Origin of the sequence: Streptomyces sp. NPDC051677, from assembly GCF_044453465.1 — a bacterium.
In the GTDB taxonomy this organism is placed as follows: domain Bacteria; phylum Actinomycetota; class Actinomycetes; order Streptomycetales; family Streptomycetaceae; genus Streptomyces.
In genome coordinates this window covers 64,926-91,848 of record NZ_JBITCT010000036.1, presented here as the reverse complement: position 1 = coordinate 91,848, position 26,923 = coordinate 64,926, and the positions used below count along the sequence as shown (strand labels likewise).

The window sequence follows — 26,923 nt, the reverse complement described above, 5'->3', positions numbered from 1 at the left end:
TGGTCAGGACCGACGACCCGTACGCTCGCCCCACCGCAGCCGTACGGCTACGCAGAGTCGCCAAGTCGCCCCTGGCCAGGGTAGATACAACCGGCCACGCTGAGTCAGGTGAACTCCGAAATCTCCACCCAGATCTCCACCCGGAACGCTCCTCCCGGTGAACTGACCCTGCGCTTCAGCTCCACCCCGCGCGGCGCCCGACTGGCCCGTCGGCTCGCCGCGCAGCAGCTCACGGACTGGGGATACCCGCACGACGGCGACGCCAACTACACGGCGCAGCAAGTCGTCGCGGAGCTCGCCGCCAACGCCGTCACGCACGGACGGGTGCCCGGCCGGGACTTCGAGCTGAGGCTGCTGCTGCTCGCGGACGACACGCTGCGTGTCGAGGTGAGCGACACCCGCGGGGACCGGCAACTGCGGATCGTCACGAACCCGGAGGAGGAAGGCGGCCGGGGTCTGATCCTCGTCTGGGTGCTGGCCCGTACGTGGGGGGTTGCGGAGCGGCCCGTCGGCAAGACGGTGTGGGCCGAACTGCCGCTCAGAGGTGCTCGCTGACCTGCTCGGCCGGATTCACGTCACCCAGAGTGCTCGCACGTGCATAATCTGTGACAATGCACGGTGCGTGAAAGGGCGTTGGGGCGGATGGACGGTCGTGGCGCGGTGCGCAAGGGCTCGGCGGAGGACGCGGACGAACGGCGCCGCCTGTCCACCCTGGACCTGGTGGGCCTCGCGGCCGGGGGAGTCGTGGGCTCCGGCTGGTTGATGGCTGTCAGTCAGACCAAGACAGCGGCGCAGCAGGGGTACGCCATGCAGGCGTGGGTGATCGGCGGGGCGTTGATGCTGCTGATCGCCGCCGTGATGGTCGAGCTGGGGATCGCCCTCCCCAAGACGGGCGGGCTGATCTTCCTCCCCTTGCAGGCCGCCGGGCCGTTGCTGGCCACGGTGGTGGCCGCTGGGCTGTGGATCGCGTACGCGGCGAATCCGGCGAGCGAGGCGTGGGCGATGGTGCAGGGGCTGGCCTACGAGTTCCCCTCGCTGCTGAGCTGCCCCAAGGGGGCCGAGGATCCCCAGCTCTCCGGCAGGGGGTGGCTCTGCGCCGTCGCGTTCCTGACGCTGATCGTGGGGCTCAACTTCCTGCCGCCACGACGGCTGATCAGACTGAACCTCATCATCACCGCGGTCAAGGTCCTGATCGTGGTGCTGATCGTCGTCTGCCTGGGCTTCGCAGGGTTCAGGTTCGGGACCGGCGGCGCGTACCCGCTTGCGAACACCGACTTCCTACAGGCCTGCGTGAAGGCCCAGCCGCAGGAATGGTGGCCGGAGCAGGGATCGTGGTCGAAGCAGGGATCGGGGTTGACGATGCTGCTGGGCAGCTCCGTCATTTACGCGTACATCGGTTTCCAGGCTCCGCTCGACTGCGCCGGCAACGTCAAACGGCGTGGCATGGGGGAGGCGGCGCGGTTGCGCTGGGCGGTGTACGGCAGCCTTGTCGGGGCCTTCCTGCTCTACACGGCCCTGCAGTGGGTGTTCAACGGTCTCGGCCACCAATGGACCGTTGACCGCTTCCCGTCGCCGTACTACCGGTTCGCCGCAGACCAGGGGATGGCCTGGATGGTCTGGCTGATCGGCCTGAACGCGGTGCTGTCCCCGATGGGCTCCGGCCTCGTGTTCACCTACGCCCTGACGCGTGAGGTCGCCGCCCTCAGCCGCCATCACCTCACGCATCGGGGACTGCAGACGGCGCGCCGGGCCTCGTTCCGTTTCCGGGGCGCCGAGATCGACGTGTGCTGGATGATCCTGCTGGTCAACTTCACCGTCAGCCTGACGATGCTCGCCATGGTGGGGAGCGACTGGCACCGACTGAGCGCCCTCAACAGCGGGTTGACGCTGTTGGTATACGCCATCGCGGGGGTCGTCCTGGTGGCGCTGCCGCTGGAGACGTTCGGAAGAACGCGCCGGGGGGCGCATATGGTGCTCTCCTATGCGGCGTTCATCGCGATCGCCCTGGTGATCCACTCGACCGAACCGGACAAGGTGTGGCCCGGCATGGTCGCCTTGGGAGTCGGCTCGGCACTGCTGCTCCTGCTGCCCTTCCTGGCACGACGCGACCTGCCCCTCGTGGGGCGCCTGTTGGGACGTTACGACGCAAAGGACCACCTCTTCCGCTTCGCCGACCCCAAAGACGCCGCGGTACGACCACTGCTGCTGTTCGTCGCGTACCTGGTGGTGCTGCTGGTGTGCACGCTGCTGAGGGAGGGTCGGTTCTGGGTGACGGCGTCGATCGTCGTCCTGTCCGCAGCGGTCGTCTTCCCTCTCCTGGTACGGGCCTCAAGCCGCTACCTGGATCAGGTGCCGTTCCCCCTTCCCTCTCCCCGCGCCGAGCCTCAAGCGAAGTCGCCCGTCACCGAAGGGACTTGAGCACCCAGCCCGCCGCGTCGCCCAACCCGGCGCTCCGCAGCTCGTGCTCCGCCTTGTCACGGCGCCCCACGTCCGACCAGCGGCCCACCGTGGCCCGCAGCAGCAGCTGCGCGTCCCGCGCAGACAGGCTCGGCACCCCGCGTACGATCTCGACGACATCGGCCGGAGCCACCAACTGTTCGTTCTCCAGGAACCGTTCGAGCAGGTCCCAGGCCACATTGCGCAGCTTTACACCGTGCAGACGTTCCGCGACGTCGGCGACCAGCGCGGAGTCGACTTTCCGCTCCCGCGATGGATCGGAGAGTTCACGGCACGCGGCGCGGACGGCGGTCGAGTACTTGGCGTCGTGCAGCGCGCGCAAGCAGTCCACGAACCGGTCCGGGTCCGCGCCCGGCCGCCTCACGGCCATGGCCAGCCTGCGTCCCGCCTCGTGCGCGGCCCGGGTCCGCTCGCGGCCGCCTTCGACGTGGCGCAGCAGGTCCACGAGTTCGGCGCCGGAGCGTCCCTCGACCTCTTCGACGGCGACGAGGCGGAGCAACCGGGTGCACTCGGGGTCGGCCTTCGCCCGCAGCCAGCCGGCCATCTGGTTCAGCTGGCCCAGCGGGCGCGGGGACCGGCCGGGGGCGTCGGGCCTCGCCACGACATCGGCCAGCAGGTTCCGTGTCGTACGGGTCAGCGCCGGCTCCTCGTACCAGCACGACACGAGGTCGGCCAGCTCCTGCCCGTCCTTGTACCCGGCCGCCTGACGCCGTACCAGGGTGCATTTTCCCGGGGACGCCTCCTTCTTCGCCAGCAGTGCGCAGAGCTGCACCACGTTCCAGGGCTTCGCGATGCGGCCGATGTGCCCGGCGAGGGCGTCGTACTCGGAGCCGCGCACGGCGATCAGCCGCGCCACCAGGTGCTGGGCCTTTTCCACCTCGGTCGCGTCAGGGTCCCGAAGTCTGGCCTCCACCCAGTCTTCCAGGATCTGCCGGGTCGGGCTGAGGTGCCGGAACGCGCCCGCCAGATCGCCGATCTCCTCGCCCTCCCCGCCGATCACACCAGTGTCCGGCGGACAGTCGGCGTTCGCCAGAAGGGTCAGTTCGAGCAGCCGATCGGCCTCAACGGCGCAGCCCTCGTCGCGGAGCGCGATGTGCAGCAGCGCCTTGTCGAGGTTGGTGCGGCCGGAGCCGGGGCTCGCGAACAGGTCGACGGTGCGTTCGGCGAGCGCCGGCTGCCGCCGGTCCTTGAGGACGCGCACGAACACCGCCACGTCGAACGCGGTGCGCTGGCAGGCCACGTCGTGCACGATGGTCGCGGTGATCGGGGCGCGCTTGCCCTGGGACTCGGCTTTCTGCTGCAGGTCGGCCATCTGGGCCGCCTCCTCGACCGGCCGTGACAGGGCCGCCGTCGCCATCAGCATGACCGCGTCCCGCCGGTCGAAGTAGTGGGCGAGTTCGACCAGTTCGCCGACCGGTCGGCGCACCGCGAAGGCGTGCAGAGCGCGCACGGCCCGCGCCTCGCTGGGGTTCTCCCGCAGTTTCCGCAGGTCGCGCACGACCTGCACGAAGTCCGGGACCGGCATCTGCGTCACCCAGTCGTAGCCCGGGTCACTCTGCTCGCTGGTCATCCGTCACCGCCCGCCGTTTCACGGGTTCGGCCTCGACCCAGTATTTGACGAAGTCCCCCGGCCCGGACAGCTTCCCGACGGCCTGCCGGTCGACCTGCCCGGCCAGGTCGCGGCTCAGCTCGTCCCCGCGCCGCAACTCAGCCACCACGCGCCCCGCGATGTCAGGGCGGCTCATCAGGCGGGACAGATCGCGCACACCGTTGAGCAGCAGGTCGCGGACCCACTCGTCCGCCGTTCCCGGGTCAGACGCCCCGGTCTGTTCGCCCTTCATCCGGTTGGTGAACAGCGGCGCCACCTCCGAGGCGTCGTTCAGCAGCATGCGGGGAGTCCGGTGGACTCCGGCGCCGCACCTGCGCATGCCCTCGACGATGCCGGCGCGCAGCGCGCCGAGGGTGAGGTCGTCGGGGTGGTCGGGCATGCCGTACTCCAGCACGTTCAGCAGATGCCCGCTGAACGGCGTACACGCGTTGAGGGGTGGGGGAAGGTTGTCGCAGGAACTGGCCCACGCGTCGGTGACCTCGCCGCCGACCGCGGTGAGCACACAGGTGCCCCGGAAGGGGGTGCCGAGGGCGCCCGGCAGGGCCGAGTCGGGGCCCAGGCTGGGCAGCACGTTGGAGTAACAGCAGTCCGCGATGAGCACCTTGAGGCCGGCCTTGCTCTGTCTGATCGCCCGGTACACGTACCAGGCGGACAGCCATGTCCAGGGCTTGTTGCTCCGGGAGGAGCCGACCGCGAGGTGGACCTGGCCGCCCGGCACGTCCGTCCAGAACGCGCCATGCCCCACGTAGACCACGAGCAGGGTGTCCTCCGGCCCCTCGCCCGCCGCGGCCGCCTCCTCCAGAGCCCGCATCACACCGTCCGCGGTCCGCACCTCGTGCGGCTCCAGCACCGAGGACCGGGCCGCCGCACCCCAGCGGGGATCCTGGGCCAGGGCGGCCCCGTACGCGTGGGCGCTCGCCTCGATCGTCGGATACCCGATGATGTCGGCGTCGTCGTCGTACTCTCCGACGCCGATCACCAACGCCCGGGACGTCATGCCGGTCAGCCCTCTTCGAGAGCGGTGGAACCGTCGGGGTCGCCGTCCTCCGGGGGCCGGACGACGATCACGGTGACGGTCGGCGGATCGAGCCGCCGCCCCCGCCAGCGGTCGACCGCCCGTTCCACGGCGACCTGCGCTGCGGCCTGCGCCACGGCGCCGACAGCGGCTCCGAGCACGGTCTGCAGGAGCGCGAGAGCGGCGCCCCCGCTCAGGGTGTCCTTCCGCGGCCCCGGCTCCAACTGCCAGAGCAGCCCCGTCTCCCGCCCCAACTCCTGGCGGAGCTCCTCGGGCTCGTCCAGCCCGAACGGCCCCTCGACCTTCACAGAGATCATCGCTGTCATGCCTTCGTGCATCCCCCACCGCAATGCGCCATACACGTCATACGCGCCATACGCGCTGTACACGCCATACACGTCATATACACGTCATACGCATCAGATGCGTCCCCCTTCACGGCGTTCGGTGAACTGCCCCTCGCTCAGGGCGCGTCGTCCCGCAGCACGCTGTAGGACACGCCGTCGCGCCAGCGCCCGTCCCGGAACGCGATGCTGCGCAGGACGCCCTCGCGGGTGAAACCGGCTTTCTCCAGGGCCCGTTGCTCGGCGATGTTCTCCACCTCGGTGTCGGCCTCGATCCTCATGACGGGAGTGTGCGCGAACAGGTAGCGCACCAGGAGGCGTTGGGCCTGGGTGCCGACGCCGCGCCCCTGCGCCTGCGGAAGCAGTTGGATGCCCATGTTCCAGCAGTACGAGCCGGGCGTGGTGACGACCTTGCGCCAGGCCACGAAGCCGTGCGCCTGCGTGCCGGACGTCACCATCAACAGGCCGCCGTCGTCGGAGAGCATGCCGTTCTCCGCCCAGCGCCGCCTGAAGCGCCCCGGGTCCGCCCACCCGAACCACGAGAACGGCCCAGCGGCCTCGGGGTCGACCAGAAACACGTCCAGCATCGACAGATCGTCCTCACGGACAGGCCGCAACCGCACAGCGTCATCGCTCATCCCGCCACGCTAGCGGCTCGTCGCGCGTCGCTGACCGAGTGATCCCCCGACCGGTCAGGTCACCAGGGCACGACCCCGTTGTCGTCGAACAGCCGGCCGGTCGGGCCGTCGTCCGGCAGGGTCGCCAGTCGGATGGCGATCGCCGCGCCCTGCTCGAGGGTCCGGGTCCCGCTGAATCCGTTCAGGTCGGTGGCCACGTAACCGGGGCAGGCGTTGTTGATCAGGATGTCGGTGCCGCTCAGCTCCTTGGCGTACTGGACGGTGACGGCGTTGAGGTAGGCCTTCGTCGGCGCGTAGGCCCCGCTGATCCCCCCGAGGTCGACGCCGGGCGTGGTCTGCAGTGTCAGGGAGCCGACGTGGCTGGACTGGTTGACGATCCGCGGGTGCGCCGAACGGCGCAGCAACGGCAGCATTGCGTTGGTGACCCTGATGACGCCGATGACGTTGGTCTCCACCAGTCGCCGCACGGTCTCGAGGTCGATCGTCGTGGGTTCCTCCGGCCAGCCGCCGGCAATGCCGGCGTTGTTGACGAGTACGTCGAGGCGTCCTGCCCGCTTCTCGATCAGTCGGGCTGCGGTGGTCACGCTCGCGCCGTCGGTCACGTCCAGGGGTACGCCGAACGCGTCGGCGCCAGCGGCACGCAACTTGGCCACGGCGTCCTGGCGGCGCTGCTCGTCCCGGGCGCCGACACCGACACTCCAGCCTCGTGCGCCCAGCCCGGCCGCGATCTCATACCCGATTCCCTTGTTCGCGCCAGTGACCAGCACGATCGTCTTCTCGCTCACGACAGCGAGCATGCCTGCGCCGCAGCCGGGCACCAACACCATCTCGGCAGTGCAGCGATACCCGAGCGATATCGATGAGCCGTCTGCCCGTAATTAGCCTGTGCTCATGGAAATACGCGAGCTGCGGTACTTCGTCGCCGTCGCCGAGGAGCTGCACTTCGGCAAGGCTGCCCAGCGCCTCGGGATAGCCCAGCCGCCGCTGTCCCGCACGATCATCCAGCTCGAACGGCGGCTCGGAATCGCACTGCTGGAACGCAACAGCCGCAAGGTCACGCTCACCGAGGCCGGAGCCGTGCTGCTGGCCGAGGGACGCGCGATCCTCAGCGCAGTGACCGCGGCTGAGCGGCGTACCCAACGGGCCGCGACAGCGCACCCCAGCCTCGTCCTGGCCGTCAAATCCGGCACCGCCGGCGAACTGCTGACGAAACTGCTCGACGCCTACGCCGCGGAACCCGGCGCGGCCACCGTCGATCTGCTGCTCTGCGAGGCACACCAGCACCAGCAGCTGCTGCTGGACGGACAGGCGGACGTGGCTCTGCTGCACCTGCCCTTCGACTCAGCGGCCGGGCTCGACACCGAAGCCCTGTACACCGAGGGGCAGGTCGCGATCCTGCCGGCCGCACACCCGCTCGCCGGCCGCTCCCAGGTCCGGATGGCCGACGTCACCGCACTGCCGGAGCTCCCGATGGCCCGCTGGCCCGGTCCGGGCGGCCACTACCCGGAAGGACCGGGCGCAGAGGTACGGAACCTGACACAGCTCTTCCAGCTGATCGCGCTCGGCCGCACCACCGCGGTCCTTCCCGAGTCAGCCGGCGCCGACCTGCGCCAGGACCTCGCCGCCGTGCCGGTCCTGGACGCTCCGCCCGTCACAACGGTGATCGCCTGGCCGCCGCACAGCCACCTCCGTACAGTCGCCGACCTGGTCCGCGTGGCAACACTTCTTTGAACGGGTGCGCCGCCGGGGCACCGTCCGGTCCGGGTTGTCCGTCAGCCTGCTCCGACGGCAGAAAACCGATTTTCAGACCCCCGCGTCCGCTTCTGCGGGCCTGCGGGCGATCAGGAATGCGTGTGGGGTCGACTCGCCCAGGTCGGACTCCGGCTCGCGTACGGTGCTCGATCGCATCGTGAAGCCGGCCGACGTCAGCAGGCCGGCCATCTGCTCGGGGCGGCGGCGTTCGAAGTCGAGGGCGACGGGGTGCCCCCAGGGGCGGTCGTGGCGGCGGGGCTCGTCGCCGACCTGGAAGGCGAGGAGGAGGTGGCCGCCGGGCGTGAGAACGCGGTGGAACTCGGCGAAGAGCGCGGGGAGTTCGTCCACAGGGGTGTGGATGGAGGAGTAGAAGGAGACGACCCCGTCGAGGGAGCCGTCCGCGTGCCCGTCCAGCTTCAGCATCGAGCCCTGCTCGAACCGGATCCCGGGGTTCTCGCGCCGCGCGATCGCGAGCATCGACTCCGACAGGTCGAGCCCGGACACGTCGAGCCCGAGGGAGGCGAGGCGCCCCGTCGTCCGGCCGGGGCCGCACCCCAGGTCGGCCACTCGGCCGCCGGCGCCGACGAGTTCGGCGTACGCCGCGAGCACGGCCCGCTCCAGCGGCCTCGCGACGAGTTCGGCACGGAAGCGCTCGGCGTAGTCCTCGGCGATGGCGTCGTAGAACGTGCGGGTGGCGGTCAGAAAACCGGGGGCGGGGGTAGTCGTGCTCCGACTGGGGGCCGTGGTGGGAGTCGTGGCGGGGGCTGTCGTGTCGGTCATGGGGCGGGACCCTAGTGGGCGCCACCGACAACCGGGTGCGTTCTGAGCCACGTCCTAAGCCACGCCCAGCGCCCGCAGGGCCCCCGCCGTCGCCGCCGCCCCCAGCACCACCACCGCGAACGGCGCCCTCCGCCACGCCAGCACCCCGCCGGCCAGCACCCCGGCCGGGCGCGCCCAGCCGGCGAAGCCGCCGCCCTCGGTGAGCGCGCCCGTCGCCAGCAGCGCGACCAGCAGGACCACCGCCCCGGCGGACAGCAACTCCTGCACCCGGGCGGGCAGTTCCACCCGCCCGTGCAGCGCGGGGCCGACCAGTCGGAGGGCGTACGTCCCCACCGCCAGCGCCAGGATGAGGGCCAGCGTGCCCGTCGTGCTCATGCCGCCGCCCTCCCCTTGCCATGGCCGCGGCCGTACAGCGCCAGCCCTGCCAGCGCGAGCAGTACGGGCGCCCCGGCGGGGACGACGGGCGTCGCCGCCAGGGCGAGGGCCGCGCCGAGTGCGGCGGGGCGGCGTAGGCGTGCGTCCTTGCGCAGGGTCGGCAGGACCAGCGCCACGAGGACGGCGGGGAAGGCCGCGTCCAGTCCGTAGGCCGCCGTGTCGCCGAGGGCGCTCCCGGCGACGGCGCCCGCGAGCACGCCGGTGTTCCATACGGCGAACAGTCCGATCCCGGAGATCCAGAACGCGGCGCGGCGGCGGGCGGGGTCCGGCTGGGCGAGGGCGAAGGCGACCGTCTCGTCGGTCACCAGGTGCGCGCCGAGGAGGCGGCTCGCGCGGCCGGGGCCGAGGAGGTCGGCGACCGCGAGGCTGAACGCGGCGTTGCGCGTGTTGAGGAGGAGCCCGGTCGCGGCGGCGGCGAGCGGACCGCCCCCGGCCAGCACCACGCCGACCGCGCTGAACTGGGCGGAGCCCGCGTACACCACCAGCGACATCACCACCGGTGCCCACACCGGCAGTCCACCCGCGACGGCGATCGCCCCGAAGGAGACGCCCACCACCCCGCCGGCCAGCGAGACGAGTGAACTGTCACGGACGAGGGGGCGGAGTGCGGTGCTTTCGGAGGGCGCGGGTGTTCGTTGTGGCGAACGCATGTTCTCTACGATGGACAGAGCGGCCACTGTTCGTCAAGCCGAACGACCGTACCGATGGAGCGAACGACATGTCCGACCCGGCGTCCCCGCCCCCCTCCCGCCTGCCCCTGGACTGGATCGCCGCCGCCCTGCGCCGCGAGCGCACCCGCGCCGGTCTCTCCCTCTCCGAGCTGGCCAAACGCGCAGGCATCGCGAAGTCCACGCTCTCGCAGCTGGAGGCGGCGAGCGGGAATCCGAGCGTGGAGACGCTCTGGGCGCTGGGCGTGGCGCTGGGCGTGCCGTTCTCCGCGCTCGTCGAGCCGCCCGTCTCGGCCGTCCGGGTGATTCGCGCGGGGGAGGGGCCGACGGTCGCCTCGGAGCGGGCGCCGTACGTGGCCACGCTGCTGTCGGCCAGCCCGCCGGGCGCGCGGCGGGACATCTACCACCTGCGGGCCGAGCCGGGCCCCGCACGGGAATCGGATCCGCACATTCCGGGCACGGTCGAGCATCTGATCGTGAGCACGGGACGGGTGAAGGCGGGCCCGGCCGGGGAGCTGGTGGAGCTGGAGCCGGGGGACTATCTGACCTACCGCGGGGACGTGCCGCACTCGTACGAGGCGCTGGCGCCGGGCACGACGTTCGTGTTGGTCATGCAGCACGTGTGACGCCGCACGGCGTGGGGTCCGTGTCGTGCGGACCGGGCCGGGCACAGGCAGGAGCCCCGTGCCGTACGGCACAGGGCTCCTTGGGTACTGCTCTCAGAGACTTGCGATCTCAGGGTGTGAAGATCAGACGGGAGTGACGTTCTCCGCCTGAGGACCCTTCGGGCCCTGCGTCACGTCGAAGGAGACCTGCTGGTTCTCCTCGAGCGAGCGGAAGCCCTGCGCGTTGATCGCGGAGTAGTGGACGAAGACGTCGGGGCCGCCGCCTTCCTGGGCGATGAAGCCAAAGCCCTTTTCGGCGTTGAACCACTTCACGGTTCCGGTAGCCATAAGCCCTCCTTGGGCCCAAAGGGTTGCCCTGCTCCAGAACCCTGCAAGCGTGAAAGCAAGTGCCGCACAACTGCATACGTCTGAAAACGACGAGAGCCCGCGGTTACATGCTCCGCAGGCTCTGTACTGCAAGGGAAACCAAACTGCAACTTGCGGCGAGCCTAGCATGCAGGCAGCCGAAAGCAATAGAGGTCAAGATCACGTCACCCGGATGTTTGAAGATCGCGAAAACGGGGTTGACGCGGAGGGGTTCGGGGGTCGGAGTCCGGAGCGTACCCGAAGGGGTCTAGCCTCGCGATGTGGACAATTCTCGCACCCGGCCGCGCGTCGGCCACATCCAGTTCCTCAACTGCCTGCCCCTGTACTGGGGGCTCGCGAGAACCGGCACCCTCCTCGACTTCGAGCTGACCAAGGACACCCCGGAGAAGCTCAGCGAGCGACTGGTGCAGGGCGACCTCGACATCGGGCCCATCACCCTCGTCGAGTTCCTGAAGAACGCCGACGACCTGGTCGCCTTCCCCGACATCGCCGTCGGCTGCGACGGCCCGGTGATGTCCTGCGTGATCGTCTCGAAGGTCCCGCTGGAGGAGCTGGACGGCGCCCGTGTCGCCCTCGGCTCGACCTCGCGCACCTCCGTCCGCCTCGCCCAGCTCCTGCTGACGGACCGTTTCGGCGTCCAGCCGGACTACTACACCTGCCCGCCCGACCTCAGCCTGATGATGCAGGAGGCCGAGGCCGCCGTGCTCATCGGCGACGCCGCTCTGCGGGCCAACCTGCTGGACGGACCGCGCTTCGGCCTGGAGGTGCACGACCTCGGCACGCTCTGGAAGGAGTGGACCGGCCTGCCCTTCGTCTTCGCGGTGTGGGCGGCCCGCCGGGACTACCTGGAGCGCGAGCCGGTCATCACCCGCGAGGTCCACCAGGCCTTCCTCGACTCCTGCAGCCTCTCCCTGGAGGAGGTCGGCAAGGTCGCCGAGCAGGCGGCCCGCTGGGAGGAGTTCGACGAAGAGGTCCTGGAGCGGTACTTCACCACCCTCGACTTCCGCTTCGGCGCACCCCAGCTGGCGGCCGTGACCGAGTTCGCCCGCCGCGTCGGCCCGACGACGGGCTTCCCGGCGGACGTGAACGTGGAACTGCTCCAGCCCCGTTCTGCGTAACCTGCTGCAGAGACTTACGGGGTCCTTATGGGTCCTACGGGGTCCTGGCGGAGTTTTTACGGGGGAGGGGTGGACGTCCATGCAGCCGCTCGGTGCCGACGAACCCACGGCAGTGGGGCCCTACCGGCTGCTCGGCCGGCTCGGGTCCGGCGGGATGGGCCGCGTCTACCTGGGCCGCAGCGCCGGGGGTCGCACGGTCGCCGTGAAGATCGTGCACCCGCACCTCGCCCTCGACGAGGAGTTCCGCGCCCGCTTCCGGCGCGAGGTCGAGGCCGCCCGGCGGGTCGGCGGAGCCTGGACCGCACCGGTCCTGGACGCCGACCCGGAGGCCACGATTCCGTGGGTCGCCACCGGCTACGCGGCCGGCCCCTCCCTGGCCGCCGCGGTCACCTCCGGCGGCGGACCGCTGCCCGAGAATTCCGTACGGGTCCTGGGCGCGGGCCTGGCGGAGGCGCTCACGACCGTGCACGAGCTGGGCCTGGTGCACCGGGACGTGAAGCCGTCCAACGTCCTGCTGACCGTCGACGGCCCCCTGCTGATCGACTTCGGCATCGCCCGCGCGACCGACGGCACCGCCTCCCTCACCTCGACCGGCGTCTCGGTCGGCTCGCCCGGCTACATGGCCCCCGAGCAGATCCTCGGCAAGGGCGCGTCCGGCGCGTCCGACGTCTTCTCCCTCGGCGCGGTGCTGGCCTACGCGGCGACCGGACGGCCCCCGTTCCCGGGCGACTCCTCGGCCGCCCTCCTCTACCAGGTCGTCCACGAGCTGCCCCAACTGGGCGAGCCGGACGGCGGACTCCGCGGTGAGCTGCGGTCGGTGGTCGAGGCCTGCCTGTCCAAGGACCCGACCGCACGGCCGTCCCCGTCCGAGGTGGCGCACCGCCTCGCTCCCGAGGGCGCGGCCCGGCTGGTGGCGCGCGGGTGGCTGCCGGGGCCGCTGGTGGAGCAGGTGGGGCGGAGCGCCGTACACCTGCTGAACCTGGAGGCGACGGGCCCGGGGGCAGGCGCTGAGGCCGGTGCCGGGGCCGGTGCTGGGGTGGGTGCGGTGGTCGTCGCGTCCGGGCCGGTGGGGTTCAGCAGTCCGGCGGTGGCGTCGCAGCAACCGGCGCTGGTGGGCGAGTTCGGGCCGCCGCCCGTGATGGACGGGAGCGCCGCCGCCACTCCGGTGGACGCGCCGCCTTCGGTGCCCGCGCCCCGGGACGCCGAGCCGGTCGCCGCCGGGGGCGGACGTCCCGGCAAGGTCTCCGTCACCGTGGCGGCCGGCGTGACACCCGGCGAGGGCGGGCGCGGACGGCGGCTGAGCTGCTCGGTCGCGCTGGCGGTGGCGGGCGCGATGGCGGCGGTCACGGTCGGCTCGGTGTTCCTGTTCCACCTGCTGCCAGGCGGCGACCGTGACGCCGGGAGCGCCGGCGCCTACTCGCCCGCGCCGACGGCCGGTTCGAGCTTCAGCGCCGAGGACGGTGGCCACGACGGCGACGCGCCCACCGCACTCCCGGCCCGCTACGTCGGCACCTGGGAGGGCCAGGGCACCGGCCTCGACGGGGCCCTCCCGATGGGCGCCTTCCGGGTGACGGTCCACCAGGCCGACGTGGGCCAGAAGTTGGGGGAGCTGCGGCAGACGGATGTGCTCGGCGGCGTCTGTGTCGACGTCCTGACGCTGAAGCAGGTGACGAAGAAGGACGTCGTAGCCACCTCCGTGGGGGCGAAGAGCAACCACGCGGGCTGCAATCCGACGGCTCACACGATCCGCCTCACCCCGACCGGCGACGACCTCACCTACGCCTCGGACAGCGCGGCCGAGGGCAACCCCGTGGCGCGGATGTCGAAGGTCCGATAAGGGATGACCACACCTCCCGGTGACCTGACTCTGGCCGCCGTCGCCGCACTCTGGGGGGCTGTGGCGGGCGCGCTGCTGCCACGCGCCGCCCACCGCTTCGCCGTGCCCTGGGAGGAGACCGAGGACGGTTCGGAGGAAGACCCCGGCTGGCGGTCGACCTGCCCGGGCGGCCACCCGATCCGGGGGTGGCTCGGCCGGGCGAGATGCGGCCGGTGCAGCTCCTCCTACGCCCCCGGCGCCCTCCTCCTGCCCGCCGTCAACGCGCTCCTGTGCGCGGCGGTCGCCGTCGCCACCGGGGTGCGGCCCGAACTGGTCGTATGGCTGGTGCTCGTGCCGGTCGGGGTGCTGCTGGCGGTCGTCGACCTGCGGGCGCGCCGGCTGCCCGATCCGCTCACCCTCCCGCTCGCGGTCGCCGCCCTCGCCCTGCTGGGCCCGGCCGCGCTGCTGCCCGAGCACGCCGGCCACTGGACGACGGCCCTGCTGGGCGCGCTCGCCCTCGGCGCCGGCTACCTCGTGCTGCACCTCGTCAACCCCGCCGGCCTGGCCTTCGGCGACGTGAAGCTGGCGCTGGGCATGGGCGCCGTCCTCGGCTGGTACGGCTGGGCCACGGTCATGCTGGGCACGTTCGCGGCGTTCGGGTTCGGGGCGCTGTACGGGGCCGTGCTGGCCGTCGTGCGACGGGGAGGGCGCAAGGCGACGATCGCCTTCGGGCCGTTCATGCTCGCCGGGACGTTCACGGGGCTGCTGATCGGCGCGTACGCGGCCTGAAAGACAGGGCTTTCGGCCTGCGGCGGGGGGCTGCTGATCGGCGCGTACGCGGCCTGAAAGACAGGGCTTTCGGCCTGCGGCGGGGGGCTGCTGACCGGCGCGTACGCGGCCTGAGGTCCGGGCGGCGAAACGGCTGGCGTAGGCTGGTTCGGTCCGTCCACAACCCTTGACGAAAGGGACGCTCCGGTGCCCGAGAAGGCCGACCTCCAGTCCGTGCTCGACCGTGCCGCGGACGGCGGGCGGATCACCCCGGAAGAGGCCCTCGACCTCTACCGCGACGCCCCGCTGCACGCGCTCGGCGCCGCCGCCGACGCCGTACGCCGCCGTCTGTACGCGGGAACCGAGCACATCGCGACGTACATCATCGAGCGGAACATCAACTACACGAACGTGTGCGTCACGGCGTGCAAGTTCTGCGCCTTCTACGCGGCCCCGAAGGACACGGCCAAGGGCTGGTCCCGCGACCTGGACGACATCCTGCGCCGCTGCGCCGAGACCGTCGAGCTCGGCGGCACGCAGATCATGTTCCAGGGCGGCCACCACCCGGACTACGGCGTCGAGTACTACGAGAAGCACTTCGCCGCCATCAAGGAGGCGTACCCGCAGCTGGTGATCCACTCGCTGGGCGCGTCCGAGGTCGAGCACATGGCGCGGATCTCCAAGGTGAGCGTGGAGGAGGCCGTCACGCGGATCCACGCGGCCGGTCTCGACTCCTTCGCCGGCGCCGGCGCGGAGCTGCTCCCCGAGCGCCCCCGCAAGGCCATCGCGCCGCTGAAGGAGTCCGGCGAGCGCTGGCTGGAGATCATGGAGACCGCGCACAACCTGGGCGTGGAATCGACGTCCACCATGCTGATGGGCACCGGCGAGACCAACGCCGAGCGCATCGAGCACCTGCGGATGATCCGTGACGTACAGGACCGGACGGGCGGCTTCCGCGCCTTCATCCCGTACACCTACCAGCCCGAGAACAACCACCTGAAGGGCCGCACGCAGGCCACGCTCTTCGAGTACCTGCGGATGATCGCCATCGCCCGGCTGTTCATGGACAACATCCGGCACATCCAGGGCTCCTGGCTGACCACGGGGAAGGAGGTCGGCCAACTCTCCCTGCACTACGGCGCGGACGACCTCGGCTCGATCATGCTGGAGGAGAACGTCGTCTCCTCGGCCGGCGCCAAGCACCGCTCCAACCGGATGGAGATCATCGACCTCATCCGCAAGGCGGGCCGCGTCCCGGCGCAGCGCGCGACGACGTACGAGCACCTCGTCGTGCACGACGACCCGGCGAACGACCCCGTCGACGAGCGGGTCATGTCCCACATCTCGTCCACGGCGATCGAGGGCGGCACGGCCCACCCCGAACTGAAGCTCCTGACCTCCAACTAGCCCGCGCATGCTGACGATTCACGCGGACTCCAGGGGCCGGGCGCTCGCCGTCAAGGGCGCATGGATCGACGACGCCGGGCCGCTGGAGGAGCTCGTCGCCGCCCATCCGCGCGCGCGGGTCCGTACCTGGCCCGGCATCCTCACGCCCGGGCTGATCAACCTGCACGGCAACGAGCTGCTGGAGGAGGCGTACCACCCGGATCCGCGCGAGGCCGACCTGCTGGGCACCGCACCGCTGACCGGGGACGCGCTGGCGGCGCTCACCATGGACGACGCCCGCTGGGGCGCGAGCGTCCGGCGCGGGGTGCAGCGCATGCTGGCGCACGGCACGGTCCGGGCGGCCTGCGAGGAGCTGCGCAACCGCGCGGTGCGGGACGCCGTGCACCGCTCCGGCCTGGCGGTCATGGGCCGCGTCGGACGCCCCGGCGGAACCCCCGCGCTCGACCCGTACGCCGCCGGACTCCCGGTGGAGTTCGCGCAGCCGCGGGAGCGCCACTCCGCAGCCCGGTTCGCCGTGTTCGACGTACGCGACGAGACCGAGTTGGCGGAGCGTGGCGCAGCCACGTGCGTGGCGACGGTGGCGGAGGGCCGCATCGTCTACCGGCGGCGGTAGGCGGCGGTAGACGGCGGTAGGCGGCAACGAGGTTTTCTTTACTTCGAAAACGCCTTCGCAAATGCTCCCGAACTCTGCTCGACCCCGCTGCAGTTGGTCAGAGCGTCATCCTTGGCCGAGTCCTCGTCCGAACACTGCTGATCCCGGAACGTCGACCACATGGAAACCCAGGAAATCCCCTTCTCCTCGGCGAACGCCCGCACCTGAGCCGCATCCGCCAGCGAAAACGTCTCGTTGGCGACGTCGTTGGTGCCGATCATCGAGGTCAGCGCCATCCCCCTCCATGCGACGGAGTCCTCCGTCCCGAACACCGACTTCAACTGCGCCTGCGCCGCCGTCGCCGACGTGATCGCGTACCCGCCCATGTCGCCGGCGTACGACTCGCCGTAGTTCATCGTCATGAGGTTGACGGTCGAGACCTGCACGTCGTACTTGTTCGCGGACGCCAGCAGCGCCAGGCTGTCGGAGTCCAGCCCGGACGGCATCACCGGGAGCGTGAAGGAGACCTCCAGGTCGGGCCGCTCCTTCTGCAGCGCCGCGATCGCCTGGGAGCGCAGGGCGACCGACGCGGAGTCGGTGAGTTCGTCGCCCTCGATGTCGAAGTCGGCCTGCGTGGAGCCGGCCGCGTCGAGCGACTCGCCGTACGCCTCGGCGAGTTCCGACGCGCTGTCACAGGTGGCCGCCAACTCCTTGCCGGAGGCCCCGCCGAAGGACACCCGCACCGTGGCGCCCGACTTCGTCAGCGCCGAGACACGGGACTTCACCGCCGAGTCTCCGATGGCGTTCGTCCCGTTCCACCTCGGCGTACAGCTGCTGCCGTCGGCGATCACGAACGCCAGGTTGTACGTCGTCGGCGCGCCCGCGGAGTCGTTGGCGGAGGCCTCCACCGCGCTCACGTAGGGCGCGTAGGAGGTGCCGGCACTGGATGATGTGGCGCTCGGCGACGGGGTGGGACTGCTCGCCTGATCGGCAGCCTGGTCCGTGGCTTTGGGCGCCGCGTCCGACGTGTCGTCGGAGCCCGCGGAGCATCCTGCCAGGGCCAGGGCGAACAGGCAGGTGACCCCGGCCGTCGGCATCAGGAAACTCCTCATTGCGTATGCACCCGCTTTCGTGTTTTCTGCCTCAGCACGGAAACAAAGGGCGTTTCCGAAATGGAAATGTCTCACATGTGGGCGGATCACGCGGGAACAGTGGAAACACAGACAGTTCATGGACGCAAGCGCGCAAAAGGTGATAACCACCCGCCCAAAAGGGACAATCAACCCTCCCATGATGAGCAGGCGTCGCGCAGGAGTTTCATGGATCTCTCAGGGATTGGACAGGTTCACTCGTTTCTCATGGGTCTCTCACATGAGGCTCAGAGTTTATGCCACATAAAGGCTCTCTAATATCCGGGGAATGCAATCCGAGCCTGCCATCGAAAGCCGTGCCGCCGCCCGCGGCAGCCGTCGCAGCCGCAAACGTGACGACGCCTCCGCAGAGGGGCCCGTGTTCGTTGACAACTCCGGACGCAGGTCGAAGCTGCTGCGCCGGATCGGTCTCCTCCTGGGAGTCGGCTGCCTCGCGTACGCCGTCGTCCTCGGCGCCGCCTTCATGGGCTGGGGCACGTCGCTGACCCCGTCCTCGCTGCTGCCGTTCGGCGGCGGAGGCCCGAGAGGCGCCCAGAACTCCGGCCCCGGCGGCATCCAGCCGCAGGGCGGTGTCGGCACCCCGCCCTCGAAGCCCACCGGCGCCCCGCCGTCGGGCGTCGTCACCGGTGAGCCGCCCAGCTCCGCCCCGACCGCGACCGCCTCCGCGGCCGCCAACTGACCGGAGCGCAGCCACTTCCATGACGACCACTTCCTCCCGCGGCCGCCGCCGCGCCCCGACCCGCATGGAGCGGGCGGCGGGCAAGGCCGCGGCGCTGCAGAAACCGCGTGTCATCCTCGCCCTGCTGCTTCTGCTCGCGCTGACCAGCGTGATGCTCCTCGACGGCTATCTGCGCGCCGAGGTCGGCGGCGACCAGCGTGTGCGCACCGGCGCCAGCGCCGGCAAGGTGCCCGAGAAGATCCTCGACGGCGGTCCCATCCTGACCTTCCGGGGCGGCCAGGCCACCACCGTCTCGGTGCCCGACAAGACGATCGCGCTGACCTTCGACGACGGCCCGAACCCGACCTGGACCCCCCAGGTCCTGGCGATCCTGAAGGAGTACGACGTGCCCGGCACGTTCTTCCTGGTCGGCTCGATGGTCTCGCGCTACCCGGGCATCGTGAAGGACATGGTGGCGGAGGGCAACGAGGTGGGCATCCACACCTTCACCCACGTCGACCTCTCCTACCAGTCCGACGCCCGCGTCAACCGGGAGATGGAGCAGACCCAGCTCGCGCTCGCGGGCGCGGCCGGCATCACGACGACGCTCTTCCGCGCCCCGTACTCCTCCGAGACGGACGCCATCGACAACTACAGCTGGCCCGTCTACGAGAAGCTCGGCGAGGACGGTTACACCAGCGTCTTCGTCGACACCGACAGCGACGACTGGAAGAAGCCGGGCGTCTCGAAGATCGTCAAGTGGGCCACGCCGGAGGACGGCAAGGGCGCGTCGGTGCTCTTCCACGACGCCGGCGGCGAGCGTTCGCAGACGATCAAGGCGCTGCCGCAGTACATCAAGAAGATGAAGGCCGCGGGCTACACCTTCACCACCATCAGCGGCGTCATCGAGCAGCAGAACGCCGCGAGCCGGCAGAACTCCGGCCAGCAGAACTCCGGCCAGCAGCAGGCCGTGGGGGCGGCGGGCGCGGCAGGGGCGGCGGGTGCGACGGGTGCCTCGGGTGGGACGGGTGCGGCGGGTGGGACGGGTGCGGCGGGACTGAACGGCGAGCAGCCCGGCAGCATCCCCAACGGCGAGGGGAGCAACGGCGCGGGTGGGACCGTCAACCGTCTCCAGGCCGCCCACCGCGAGGCCACCGGCGTGACCCTCTACGAGGGCAAGGCCCTCATCGCCGCGGTCACCCTCGCCGAGTGGACCGTCCCGACACTGTCGGTGGGACTGATGGTCGTCGGCGTGGCCGTCATGGGCCGCTTCGGGATGATGCTGATCCTGGCCCGCCGCCACTACAGACAGCGCAACAAGCGCCGCTTCAGCTGGGGACCGACCGTCACCCGGCCGGTCAGCGTGATCGTCCCGGCGTACAACGAGAAGGAGTGCATAGCCAACACCCTCAAGTCGCTGGCGAAGAGCACCCACCCGATCGAGATCATCGTCGTGGACGACGGTTCGACCGACGGCACCTCCGAGATCTCGCGTGAGGCGGCGAGGGCCCTCGGCATGACGAACGTCCGCGTCATCCGCCAGGAGAACGCGGGCAAGCCGGCCGCCCTCAACAACGGTGTACGCAGCGCCAGTCACGACATCGTCGTGATGATGGACGGCGACACGGTCTTCGAGCCGGAGGCCGTGCACCACCTCGTGCAGCCCTTCGCCGACCCGAACGTCGGCGCGGTCGCCGGCAACGCCAAGGTCGGCAACCGCGACACGATCATCGGCGCCTGGCAGCACATCGAGTACGTGATGGGCTTCAACCTCGACCGCCGCATGTACGACGTGCTGCGCTGCATGCCGACCATCCCCGGCGCGATCGGCGCGTTCCGCCGCGACGCCGTGCTGGAGGTCGGCGGCATGAGCGAGGACACCCTCGCCGAGGACACCGACATCACCATCGCCATGCACCGCGCGGGCTGGCAGGTCGTCTACCAGGAGCACGCCAAGGCCTGGACCGAGGCGCCGGGCTCCCTCAAGCAACTGTGGTCCCAGCGCTACCGCTGGTCCTACGGCACCATGCAGGCGCTGTGGAAGCATCGCAAGTCCCTGACGGACAAGGGACCTTCGGGTCGCTTCGGCCGCGTCGGCATGCCGCTCGTGGTCCTCTTCCAGATCATCACGCCGGTCTTCGCCCCGCTCATCGACGTCTTCACCGTCTACTCGATGATCTTCATCGACTTCCAGGCGGCCCTGCTGGCCTGGCTTGCGGTCCTCGGCGTCCAACTGGGCTGCGCGGCCTACGCGTTCCGCCTGGACCGCGAGAAGTACCGCTACCTCCTGATGATGCCGCTCCAGCAACTGGCCTACCGCCAGATGATGTACCTCGTCCTCATCCACTCCTGCATCACCGCCCTCACCGGCGGTCGCCTGCGCTGGCAGAAACTGAAGCGGACCGGCGAGGTCGGCACCCCGGCCGGGGTGAGCTGATGAGCTGGGACGAGCAGCAGGGCTACGGCTACGGCTACGGCTACGAGTACGGGCAGCAGCAGCAACCGCAGCAGCAACCGCAGTACCCGTACGGTTACGACGGGTACGGCCAACCTCAGCAGTACGGCCAACCCCAGCAGTACGGCCAACCCCAGCAGTACGGGCAACAGCCGTATCCGCAGGAGCATCCGTATCCGCAGGCGCAGGAGCAGGCGCAGGCGGAGTTCATGGAGTACGGGCAGACCGTCTCCGTAGCCGTCGAGGAGACGGCGCCCCTGCCCACGGTGGAGCCGGAACCCGAACCGGAGCCCCCGCCCCCGGCCAAGCCCGCCGCCCCCCAGCGGGACCGCTACTTCGACACCCTCCGCGCCCTCGCCCTGATAAGGGTCGTCGCCTACCACACCTTCGGCTGGGCCTGGGCCGGCATGGTCTTCCCCTCCATGGGGGTCATGTTCGGCCTGGCCGGCACCCTGATGGCGAAGTCTCTGGAGCGTCCGGCGCCGAAGGTGGTGAAGAGCCGGCTCCGCCGCCTCCTGCCCCCCTTCTGGTTCTGGGGCGTCTTCGTCGTCCTGGCGATGCTGGTCCACGACTGGATGCCGAACTGGGAGATCGTCTACTGGGTCGTGCCGCTGGGCGACCCGCCGGGCAACGCCTGGGGCGAGCAGGCCTGGGAGATCCTCTGGTATCTGCGGACCTACCTGTGGTTCGTCCTGCTCTCCCCGCTCCTGCTCCGGCTGTTCCGGCTCGCCCCGGTCCCCGTGCTGGCGCTCTCCCTCGCGCCCGTCCTGGTCCTGAGCTTCGTCTGGGCCGGCCCGGACAACCGTGTCGGCAGCGCACTGTGGGACCTGTCGACGTACCTCTTCTGCTGGATGCTCGGCTTCGCGCACCGCGACGGCGTCCTGCAGCGCATGAAGCCGGCCCTGGTGACCGTGGTGTCGCTGGCGGCGATCGGCTTCGGCGGCTGGTCCGCCCTCACGCACCAGGCGGACGCCGGCACCTACGACCTGGACGAGATCCCGCTCGCGCAGGCCTTCTGGTCGGCCGGCTTCGTCATGCTGCTGATGTGGGCGAAGGCCTACTTCGGCATCGACTTCGCCTGGCTCACCCGGTTCCGGCGCATGAACCGCATCGTCACCGTCTTCAACGCGCGCGCGGTGACGATCTACCTCTGGCACGAGATCGCCCTGATCCTCGCCGTGCCGCTGATCGACCGGTTCTGGGACATCCCCGCGTTCGAGACGTACCTGCCGCTGGACAGCCAGTGGTTCACGTTCGGCGTGGGCTGGCTGCTGATCGGCGTCTTCGTGCTGCTGTGCGGGTGGGTCGAGGACATGGCGGCACGGAAGAAGCCGAGGCTCCTGCCGTGAGCCGGTGAGGGAGGGGCTGCCACAATGGACGGGTGACCCGCGCTTCCCTGAACAAGCAGCCCAACGAAGTCGCCTCGATGTTCGACCGCGTGGCGGAACGGTACGACCTGACCAACGACGTGCTGTCGCTGGGCCAGGACCGGAGGTGGCGCAAGGAGGTCGCGAAGGCGGTCGACGCCCGCCCCGCCCAGAAGGTCCTGGACCTCGCCGCGGGCACGGCCACCTCGTCCCTCCCCTTCGCGCAGACCGGCGCCTACGTCGTCCCCTGCGACTTCTCCCTCGGCATGCTCCAGGTCGGCAAGAGGAACCACGCCTGGCTGCCCTTCACGGCCGGGGACGCGACGCGGCTGCCCTTCAAGGACGACACCTTCGACGCCGTCACCATCTCCTTCGGCCTGCGCAACGTGCAGGACTTCGACGCCGCCCTGCGCGAGATGTACCGGGTGACCCGGCCCGGCGGACGCGTCGTGATCTGCGAGTTCTCGCACCCGACCTGGGCGCCCTTCCGGACCGTCTACACCGAGTACCTGATGCGCGCCCTGCCCCCCGTCGCCCGCGCGGTCTCCTCCAACCCCGACGCCTACGTCTACCTCGCCGAGTCCATCCGCGCCTGGCCCGACCAGCCCGCCCTCGCCGAGCACCTGCGCAAGGCCGGCTGGTCGAAGGTCGCCTGGCGCAACCTGACCGGCGGCGTCGTCACCCTCCACCGGGGCTTCAAGGACGCCTGAGGCCCGGGAGGCACCAGCCAGGGCGGCACGGGAGCACGGCAGGGCAAGGCGGCGGGGAAGACGACAGGGGAGGGCGGCGGGGGCGCACGGCGGGGAGGGCGGCGGGGGCGCACGGCGGGGAGGCCGGCAGGGGCGCACGGCGGGGAGGCCGGCAGGGGCGCACGGCGGGGAGGCCGGCAGGGGCGCACGGCGGGGAGGCCGGTTTCGGCGCTCCTGGGCGGCCCGTTCCTACGCGACCCGCGTTCCTACGCCCCTACCTGCTGATCGCCTCGAAGGGATCCCCGGGCTGGTCCAGCTCGCGCTGCAGCCCGCCCCCGCCCGGTCGCGGCACGCGCGGCTCGCGCACGCCCGAGCCTCCGCCGCCCTCCCCCTCGCCGAAGTCGAACCACACGGTGACGACGGCGCCACGCGACACCTCGACACCTGGCGGCGGGTACTGCCGTACGACGTAGTCGACGACCGCGCGATGGAAGTCGGGCCGGTCCGGCGCGGCCAGCAGCACGCCTTGCGCCGCGGCCGCCTCACGCGCGTCCACGGCCATCAGACCCACGAACCTCGGCACGCGCACTTCGGGTGTTTTGGGCGGTATGAGCACAGATGTCACCCCCAGCGGTACTGGCAGGGTAACCGCCCGAGGGTGCCGTCCGGAAGCGCTGAGTGTCTTTCTGTAGCTGATACCGCGCTTGCCGCTACAGAGAGTCACCAATTGAGGCGGTAGCAGTGCCCTTCCCGCTCCAGCTCGGGCGTCAGAAAAACCTCCGAGAGCCGCATCCCCAGCCGTTGCGTGACGGCGATCGAGCGCTCGTTGCGCGCGTCGACCATGGCCACCACCCCCGGCGCCCCGGCCGCCCGCACCCGCTCCAGCGTCATCTGCGCAGCCGTCGTCGCATACCCCCGCCCCCAGTGCTCCCGCCCCAGCCGCCACCCGATCTCGATCTCGCCCTTGGGCCCCCAATCCCGCGGCCACGGCTGGGCGCCCGTGAACCCGACGACCCGGTCCTCGCGGTCCAGCATCGTCCACAGACAGAAACCGTGCTCGGCGTCGTGCCGCCGCTGGCGGGCGGTGAGCTCCTCGTAGACGGACAGCTCCGCGGACCTGCCGCCGTGGAACTCCATCACCTCCGGGTGGTTGAACACCCGGTGCCACGCGACCGCGTCCTCGTCCGTGGGAACACGCAGCCGTACTTCGGGGAGAGCTCGGTTCACTGGGCAGCCCTTCAGCCGGGTGATCAATTCTGCTGAATAGACTGCCCATGTCCAGTGCCGGTCGGCACGCAGATTCCGAACTTGGGGAGATCCCGCCGTGACCGCCGTGAACGAGCCCCACGCCGAGCACTTCTCCGAGAACACCGCCGACGTGATCGTCGTCGGCGCGGGGCCGGCCGGCTCCACGACCGCCTACTACCTCGCCAAGGCCGGACTCGACGTACTCCTCCTCGAGAAGACCGAGTTCCCGCGCGAGAAGGTCTGCGGCGACGGCCTCACCCCGCGCGCCACCAAGCAACTCGTGGCCATGGGCATCGACATCTCCGAGGAGGCCGGCTGGCTGCGCAACAAGGGCCTCAGGATCATCGGCGGCGGGGTGCGCCTGCAGCTCGACTGGCCTGATCTCGCCTCCTTCCCCGACTACGGCCTCGTCCGCAAGCGCGACGACTTCGACGAACAGCTCGCCCGCCAGGCCCAGAAGGCGGGCGCCCGCCTGTACGAGCGCTGCAACGTCGGCGCCCCGATCGTCGACGACCGCACCGGCCGCATCACCGGTGTGCGCGCCAAGCTCGGCGAGGAGAAGCGCGAAGTCACCTTCCACGCCCCGCTGGTGGTGGCCGCCGACGGCAACTCCACCCGGCTGTCGCTCGCGATGGGCCTGCACCGCCGCGAGGACCGCCCGATGGGCGTCGCCGTCCGCACCTACTTCACCTCCCCGCGCCACGAGGACGACTACCTGGAGTCCTGGCTGGAGCTGTGGGACCGCCGAGGCCCGGGCGAGGACCGGCTGCTGCCGGGCTACGGCTGGATCTTCGGCATGGGGGACGGGACGTCGAACGTCGGTCTGGGCGTGCTCAACACCTCCGACTCCTTCAAGGAACTCGACTGGCGCGAGGTCCTCAAGGCCTGGTGCGCTTCCATGCCGGAGGACTGGGGCTACACCCCCGAGAACATGACCGGCCCGATCCGCGGCGCCGCCCTCCCCATGGCCTTCAACCGCAAGCCCCACTACACCAAGGGGCTGCTGCTGGTCGGCGACGCCGGCGGCCTGGTGAACCCCTTCAACGGCGAGGGCATCGCCTACGCCATGGAGTCCGGCCAGATCGCCGCCGACGTCATCGTCCAGGCCCACGCCCGCGCCACCCCCGGCCAGCGTGAACTCGCCCTGCAGCGCTACCCGCAGATCCTCGCGGACACCTACGGCGGCTACTACACGCTGGGCCGCGCCTTCGTGAAGCTCATCGGCAACCCGAAGGTCATGAAGATCGCGGCCCAGCGCGGCCTGACCCACCCCTTGCTGATGAAGTTCACCCTCAAGATGCTCGCCAACCTGACGGACCCCACAGGCGGCGACGCAATGGACCGCATCATCAACGGCCTGAGCAAGGTAGCCCCCAAGGCCTAACCCCCAACCACCCCACCCCTGGAGCACCGCCCACTCCCACCCCTGGAGCACCGCCCACTCCCACCCCTGGAGCACCGCCCACTCCCGCCCCAGGGGCGGCGACCGCTCCCGCCCCAGGGGCGGCGGCCATTCCCGTCCCTGGGGTGGCGGCCACTTCGCCTCAGGGTTTCGGCCACTTCCGTCCTTGGGGTGGCGGCCACTTCCGCCTCAGGGGTTTCGGCCACTTCCGTCCCTGGGGGTGGTAGCCACTTCGGCCTCAGGGTTTCGGCCACTCCCGCCCCTGGGGCGCCAGCCACTCCCGCCCCTGGGGCGCCAGCCACTTCCGCCCATGGGGCGGCGGCCGCCCCGACTCAGAGAGCAGCGGCCGGTTCGGCCCGGGGCGTGGCCGGGCCGGGCGGGGGGCGTTGGCCGGGGCTGGCTCAGGGGCGTGGCCGGATCCGGCTCAGTGCTGCGGCTGGCCCTGGACCTGGGTCTGGGCCTCTGGGGTCTGAGCCTGGACCTGGGGCTGGGCCTCCTGGGCCTCCTGGGTCTGGGCCTGAGTCTGGGCTTGGCTCAGGGCCGTGGCCTTGGCGGCCCGGCGTGCGAAGACCTCTTCCCGCCGGTCCGCCACCTGCCGCAGCGCGTCCTTCCGACCCCTCCTCGAAAGCCGGTCCAGATAGACCTGTCCGTCGAGATGGTCGCTCTCGTGCTCCAGGCACCGCGCGAAGTACCCGCGCCCCTCGACGACCAGCGGACGGCCCTCCCTGTCGTACCCCCGCACCACGGCCCGGTCCGGCCGCGGTACGTCCATGACGGCGCCCGGCACTGACAGGCACCCCTCGCCCTCGTCGAGCAGCCGTCGCCCGGCCGGGTCAAGCCGGTCCAGTACTGGATTGACGATGTGTCCGACATGTCGGACACCTTCGTCGTCCCGGCAGTCGTAGACGAACAGCCGCAGACCGACACCGACCTGGTTCGCCGCAAGGCCGGCCCCGTCGGCGACGTACATGGTGAGGAACATGTCGTCGATGAGCGCGGCCAGATCCGGCCCGAACTCGGTGACCTCTCGGCAGGACTTGTGCAGGACCTCTTCACCGACCTCGGTGATCCGCCGCACCGACCCGCTCCGGGCCTCGGGCGCGAACGGGGGATACGAGGCAACCGGCTGCCCCTGCACGAACACACGTGGCATGACGTTCTCTCCTCCAACTCATGGACAGGCCATGGAGTTCCACAACCCGCCCACCGAGCATCCCAGGAGAACGACAGCCGCGTCCGCGCGCTGAGGGGGCGCGGCAGTCACGTCCGCATGTGTGGGAGGGGAGCGACAGTCGCGTCCGCTCGTCGGTAGGGGAGCGGCACACGCGTCCGGATGCCGGGACAGGAACCGGCTTGGGCGGCCGAGCGTGCGAGGAAACAAGCCGAAGTCCCTGCGGCCGAGGAGCAGGCCGGGGGAGCGGCACGCGGGGCCCGTGCGGCGAGGGAGGGGCCGATGCGGGGCCGAGCGCTCCGAAGGAGCGGTGGGTGCCCGCCCGAGCACACCGAGGGCGGTCGGCGGGGCGAGCACGGCGTGAGAGGGGCCGACGCGGTCGGACCACCAC

General features: G+C 70.8%; 27 protein-coding genes. 14 read left to right on the top strand and 13 right to left on the bottom strand.

The window, feature by feature from the left end; all coding sequences use genetic code 11:
• The first annotated feature begins 108 nt into the window (after positions 1 to 108).
• Positions 109 to 555: an ATP-binding protein gene (locus ACIBAF_RS33805; RefSeq protein ID WP_399468015.1), complete on the top strand. Its 447-nt coding sequence runs from the start codon at positions 109 to 111 to the stop codon at positions 553 to 555.
• Positions 556 to 642: 87 nt separating this feature from the next.
• The gene (locus tag ACIBAF_RS33800; RefSeq protein WP_399468014.1) at positions 643 to 2,418 is read left to right on the top strand and encodes an APC family permease; all 1,776 of its coding nucleotides are present in this window, start codon (positions 643 to 645) and stop codon (positions 2,416 to 2,418) included.
• On the opposite strand, the gene ACIBAF_RS33795 is transcribed toward ACIBAF_RS33800, so the two are convergent.
• From ACIBAF_RS33795 to ACIBAF_RS33775, 5 genes are all read right to left on the bottom strand, one after another.
• Positions 2,402 to 4,027: a hypothetical protein gene (locus ACIBAF_RS33795; RefSeq protein ID WP_399468013.1), complete on the bottom strand. Its 1,626-nt coding sequence runs from the start codon at positions 4,025 to 4,027 to the stop codon at positions 2,402 to 2,404. The two genes, ACIBAF_RS33800 and ACIBAF_RS33795, sit on opposite strands and share 17 nt — an antisense overlap.
• Positions 4,008 to 5,063, bottom strand: coding sequence for a hypothetical protein (locus ACIBAF_RS33790; RefSeq protein ID WP_399468012.1), 1,056 nt, complete (start codon positions 5,061 to 5,063; stop codon positions 4,008 to 4,010). The genes ACIBAF_RS33795 and ACIBAF_RS33790 overlap by 20 nt, the downstream gene beginning before the upstream one ends.
• Before the next feature lie 5 nt (positions 5,064 to 5,068).
• The gene (locus ACIBAF_RS33785) at positions 5,069 to 5,398 is read right to left on the bottom strand and encodes a hypothetical protein (protein ID WP_399468011.1); all 330 of its coding nucleotides are present in this window, start codon (positions 5,396 to 5,398) and stop codon (positions 5,069 to 5,071) included.
• A 146-nt stretch (positions 5,399 to 5,544) separates the two neighbouring features.
• The gene (locus ACIBAF_RS33780; protein ID WP_399468010.1) at positions 5,545 to 6,063 is read right to left on the bottom strand and encodes a GNAT family N-acetyltransferase; all 519 of its coding nucleotides are present in this window, start codon (positions 6,061 to 6,063) and stop codon (positions 5,545 to 5,547) included.
• Positions 6,064 to 6,122: 59 nt separating this feature from the next.
• Positions 6,123 to 6,860: an SDR family oxidoreductase gene (locus tag ACIBAF_RS33775; RefSeq protein WP_399468042.1), complete on the bottom strand. Its 738-nt coding sequence runs from the start codon at positions 6,858 to 6,860 to the stop codon at positions 6,123 to 6,125.
• Positions 6,861 to 6,954: 94 nt separating this feature from the next.
• Here ACIBAF_RS33775 and ACIBAF_RS33770 point away from each other — a divergent pair, with 94 nt between their 5' ends.
• On the top strand, positions 6,955 to 7,794 hold the full coding sequence (locus ACIBAF_RS33770) for a LysR family transcriptional regulator (RefSeq protein ID WP_399468009.1): 840 nt from the start codon (positions 6,955 to 6,957) through the stop codon (positions 7,792 to 7,794).
• Between the two features lie 72 nt (positions 7,795 to 7,866).
• Here the strand turns inward: ACIBAF_RS33770 and ACIBAF_RS33765 are convergent, their stop codons facing one another.
• Genes ACIBAF_RS33765 through ACIBAF_RS33755 form a run of 3 tightly spaced genes read right to left on the bottom strand, consistent with a single transcriptional unit; the run spans position 7,867 to position 9,680 of the window.
• Positions 7,867 to 8,595, bottom strand: a complete 729-nt coding sequence (locus tag ACIBAF_RS33765; RefSeq protein ID WP_399468008.1) for a class I SAM-dependent methyltransferase — start codon at positions 8,593 to 8,595, stop codon at positions 7,867 to 7,869.
• 54 nt (positions 8,596 to 8,649) lie between these two features.
• Positions 8,650 to 8,970 (bottom strand): AzlD domain-containing protein, encoded by a 321-nt coding sequence (locus ACIBAF_RS33760; protein ID WP_399468007.1) that lies wholly within the window; start codon positions 8,968 to 8,970, stop codon positions 8,650 to 8,652.
• Positions 8,967 to 9,680, bottom strand: coding sequence for an AzlC family ABC transporter permease (locus ACIBAF_RS33755; RefSeq protein WP_399468006.1), 714 nt, complete (start codon positions 9,678 to 9,680; stop codon positions 8,967 to 8,969). The genes ACIBAF_RS33760 and ACIBAF_RS33755 overlap by 4 nt, the downstream gene beginning before the upstream one ends.
• 68 nt (positions 9,681 to 9,748) lie before the next feature.
• On the opposite strand from ACIBAF_RS33755, the gene ACIBAF_RS33750 reads away from it, so the two are divergent.
• Positions 9,749 to 10,324, top strand: coding sequence for a helix-turn-helix domain-containing protein (locus tag ACIBAF_RS33750; RefSeq protein WP_399468005.1), 576 nt, complete (start codon positions 9,749 to 9,751; stop codon positions 10,322 to 10,324).
• 123 nt (positions 10,325 to 10,447) lie between these two features.
• On the opposite strand, the gene ACIBAF_RS33745 is transcribed toward ACIBAF_RS33750, so the two are convergent.
• Positions 10,448 to 10,651 (bottom strand): cold-shock protein, encoded by a 204-nt coding sequence (locus tag ACIBAF_RS33745; protein ID WP_003974443.1) that lies wholly within the window; start codon positions 10,649 to 10,651, stop codon positions 10,448 to 10,450.
• A 299-nt stretch (positions 10,652 to 10,950) separates the two neighbouring features.
• Here ACIBAF_RS33745 and ACIBAF_RS33740 point away from each other — a divergent pair, with 299 nt between their 5' ends.
• The 5 genes from ACIBAF_RS33740 to ACIBAF_RS33720 all read left to right on the top strand — a co-directional run bounded on the left by ACIBAF_RS33740 (position 10,951) and on the right by ACIBAF_RS33720 (position 16,412).
• The gene (locus ACIBAF_RS33740) at positions 10,951 to 11,808 is read left to right on the top strand and encodes a menaquinone biosynthetic enzyme MqnA/MqnD family protein (RefSeq protein WP_399468004.1); all 858 of its coding nucleotides are present in this window, start codon (positions 10,951 to 10,953) and stop codon (positions 11,806 to 11,808) included.
• Between the two features lie 79 nt (positions 11,809 to 11,887).
• Complete coding sequence (locus ACIBAF_RS33735; RefSeq protein WP_399468003.1) at positions 11,888 to 13,645, top strand: serine/threonine-protein kinase; 1,758 nt, start codon at positions 11,888 to 11,890, stop codon at positions 13,643 to 13,645.
• Between the two features lie 3 nt (positions 13,646 to 13,648).
• Positions 13,649 to 14,413, top strand: coding sequence for a prepilin peptidase (locus tag ACIBAF_RS33730; protein ID WP_399468002.1), 765 nt, complete (start codon positions 13,649 to 13,651; stop codon positions 14,411 to 14,413).
• A 186-nt stretch (positions 14,414 to 14,599) separates the two neighbouring features.
• Positions 14,600 to 15,799, top strand: coding sequence for a cyclic dehypoxanthinyl futalosine synthase (gene mqnC, locus ACIBAF_RS33725; protein ID WP_399468001.1), 1,200 nt, complete (start codon positions 14,600 to 14,602; stop codon positions 15,797 to 15,799).
• 7 nt (positions 15,800 to 15,806) lie between these two features.
• Positions 15,807 to 16,412 carry a hypothetical protein gene (locus tag ACIBAF_RS33720; protein ID WP_399468000.1) on the top strand — a complete coding sequence of 202 codons (606 nt, stop codon included), beginning with the start codon at positions 15,807 to 15,809 and terminating at the stop codon, positions 16,410 to 16,412.
• Between the two features lie 38 nt (positions 16,413 to 16,450).
• Here ACIBAF_RS33720 and ACIBAF_RS33715 read toward each other — a convergent pair whose 3' ends face one another.
• Positions 16,451 to 17,503, bottom strand: coding sequence for a chitinase (locus tag ACIBAF_RS33715; RefSeq protein WP_399467999.1), 1,053 nt, complete (start codon positions 17,501 to 17,503; stop codon positions 16,451 to 16,453).
• A gap of 307 nt (positions 17,504 to 17,810) precedes the next feature.
• Here ACIBAF_RS33715 and ACIBAF_RS33710 point away from each other — a divergent pair, with 307 nt between their 5' ends.
• The 4 genes from ACIBAF_RS33710 to ACIBAF_RS33695 are packed head-to-tail and all read left to right on the top strand — an operon-like array spanning position 17,811 to position 22,732.
• Positions 17,811 to 18,221 (top strand): hypothetical protein, encoded by a 411-nt coding sequence (locus tag ACIBAF_RS33710; protein ID WP_399467998.1) that lies wholly within the window; start codon positions 17,811 to 17,813, stop codon positions 18,219 to 18,221.
• Positions 18,222 to 18,240: 19 nt separating this feature from the next.
• Positions 18,241 to 20,637 (top strand): bifunctional polysaccharide deacetylase/glycosyltransferase family 2 protein, encoded by a 2,397-nt coding sequence (locus tag ACIBAF_RS33705; RefSeq protein ID WP_399467997.1) that lies wholly within the window; start codon positions 18,241 to 18,243, stop codon positions 20,635 to 20,637.
• Positions 20,637 to 22,004: an acyltransferase gene (locus ACIBAF_RS33700; protein WP_399467996.1), complete on the top strand. Its 1,368-nt coding sequence runs from the start codon at positions 20,637 to 20,639 to the stop codon at positions 22,002 to 22,004. The genes ACIBAF_RS33705 and ACIBAF_RS33700 overlap by 1 nt, the downstream gene beginning before the upstream one ends.
• A 32-nt stretch (positions 22,005 to 22,036) precedes the next feature.
• Positions 22,037 to 22,732 carry a demethylmenaquinone methyltransferase gene (locus ACIBAF_RS33695; RefSeq protein WP_399467995.1) on the top strand — a complete coding sequence of 232 codons (696 nt, stop codon included), beginning with the start codon at positions 22,037 to 22,039 and terminating at the stop codon, positions 22,730 to 22,732.
• 253 nt (positions 22,733 to 22,985) lie between these two features.
• Here ACIBAF_RS33695 and ACIBAF_RS33690 read toward each other — a convergent pair whose 3' ends face one another.
• Together ACIBAF_RS33690 and ACIBAF_RS33685 are read right to left on the bottom strand one after the other, a co-directional pair.
• A complete protein-coding gene (locus ACIBAF_RS33690) occupies positions 22,986 to 23,300 on the bottom strand; it encodes a PASTA domain-containing protein (protein ID WP_399467994.1) in 315 nt (104 codons plus the stop codon).
• Positions 23,301 to 23,431: 131 nt separating this feature from the next.
• A complete protein-coding gene (locus ACIBAF_RS33685) occupies positions 23,432 to 23,938 on the bottom strand; it encodes a GNAT family N-acetyltransferase (protein WP_399467993.1) in 507 nt (168 codons plus the stop codon).
• Between the two features lie 97 nt (positions 23,939 to 24,035).
• Here ACIBAF_RS33685 and ACIBAF_RS33680 point away from each other — a divergent pair, with 97 nt between their 5' ends.
• Positions 24,036 to 25,343 (top strand): geranylgeranyl reductase family protein, encoded by a 1,308-nt coding sequence (locus ACIBAF_RS33680; RefSeq protein WP_399467992.1) that lies wholly within the window; start codon positions 24,036 to 24,038, stop codon positions 25,341 to 25,343.
• A gap of 442 nt (positions 25,344 to 25,785) precedes the next feature.
• Here the strand turns inward: ACIBAF_RS33680 and def are convergent, their stop codons facing one another.
• Positions 25,786 to 26,514, bottom strand: coding sequence for a peptide deformylase (gene def, locus ACIBAF_RS33675; RefSeq protein ID WP_399467991.1), 729 nt, complete (start codon positions 26,512 to 26,514; stop codon positions 25,786 to 25,788).
• Between the last annotated feature and the right edge of the window lie 409 nt (positions 26,515 to 26,923).

Coding starts and splice junctions, on each gene's coding strand:
- ACIBAF_RS33800 (WP_399468014.1), top strand. CDS start 643: ATGGACGGTCGTGGCGCGGTGCGCAAGGGCTCGGCGGAGGACGCGGAC.
- ACIBAF_RS33795 (WP_399468013.1), bottom strand. CDS start 4,027: ATGACCAGCGAGCAGAGTGACCCGGGCTACGACTGGGTGACGCAGATG.
- ACIBAF_RS33790 (WP_399468012.1), bottom strand. CDS start 5,063: ATGACGTCCCGGGCGTTGGTGATCGGCGTCGGAGAGTACGACGACGAC.
- ACIBAF_RS33785 (WP_399468011.1), bottom strand. CDS start 5,398: ATGATCTCTGTGAAGGTCGAGGGGCCGTTCGGGCTGGACGAGCCCGAG.
- ACIBAF_RS33780 (WP_399468010.1), bottom strand. CDS start 6,063: ATGAGCGATGACGCTGTGCGGTTGCGGCCTGTCCGTGAGGACGATCTG.
- ACIBAF_RS33775 (WP_399468042.1), bottom strand. CDS start 6,860: ATGCTCGCTGTCGTGAGCGAGAAGACGATCGTGCTGGTCACTGGCGCG.
- ACIBAF_RS33770 (WP_399468009.1), top strand. CDS start 6,955: ATGGAAATACGCGAGCTGCGGTACTTCGTCGCCGTCGCCGAGGAGCTG.
- ACIBAF_RS33765 (WP_399468008.1), bottom strand. CDS start 8,595: ATGACCGACACGACAGCCCCCGCCACGACTCCCACCACGGCCCCCAGT.
- ACIBAF_RS33760 (WP_399468007.1), bottom strand. CDS start 8,970: ATGAGCACGACGGGCACGCTGGCCCTCATCCTGGCGCTGGCGGTGGGG.
- ACIBAF_RS33755 (WP_399468006.1), bottom strand. CDS start 9,680: ATGCGTTCGCCACAACGAACACCCGCGCCCTCCGAAAGCACCGCACTC.
- ACIBAF_RS33750 (WP_399468005.1), top strand. CDS start 9,749: ATGTCCGACCCGGCGTCCCCGCCCCCCTCCCGCCTGCCCCTGGACTGG.
- ACIBAF_RS33745 (WP_003974443.1), bottom strand. CDS start 10,651: ATGGCTACCGGAACCGTGAAGTGGTTCAACGCCGAAAAGGGCTTTGGC.
- ACIBAF_RS33735 (WP_399468003.1), top strand. CDS start 11,888: ATGCAGCCGCTCGGTGCCGACGAACCCACGGCAGTGGGGCCCTACCGG.
- ACIBAF_RS33730 (WP_399468002.1), top strand. CDS start 13,649: ATGACCACACCTCCCGGTGACCTGACTCTGGCCGCCGTCGCCGCACTC.
- ACIBAF_RS33720 (WP_399468000.1), top strand. CDS start 15,807: ATGCTGACGATTCACGCGGACTCCAGGGGCCGGGCGCTCGCCGTCAAG.
- ACIBAF_RS33715 (WP_399467999.1), bottom strand. CDS start 17,503: ATGAGGAGTTTCCTGATGCCGACGGCCGGGGTCACCTGCCTGTTCGCC.
- ACIBAF_RS33710 (WP_399467998.1), top strand. CDS start 17,811: ATGCAATCCGAGCCTGCCATCGAAAGCCGTGCCGCCGCCCGCGGCAGC.
- ACIBAF_RS33705 (WP_399467997.1), top strand. CDS start 18,241: ATGACGACCACTTCCTCCCGCGGCCGCCGCCGCGCCCCGACCCGCATG.
- ACIBAF_RS33700 (WP_399467996.1), top strand. CDS start 20,637: ATGAGCTGGGACGAGCAGCAGGGCTACGGCTACGGCTACGGCTACGAG.
- def (WP_399467991.1), bottom strand. CDS start 26,514: ATGCCACGTGTGTTCGTGCAGGGGCAGCCGGTTGCCTCGTATCCCCCG.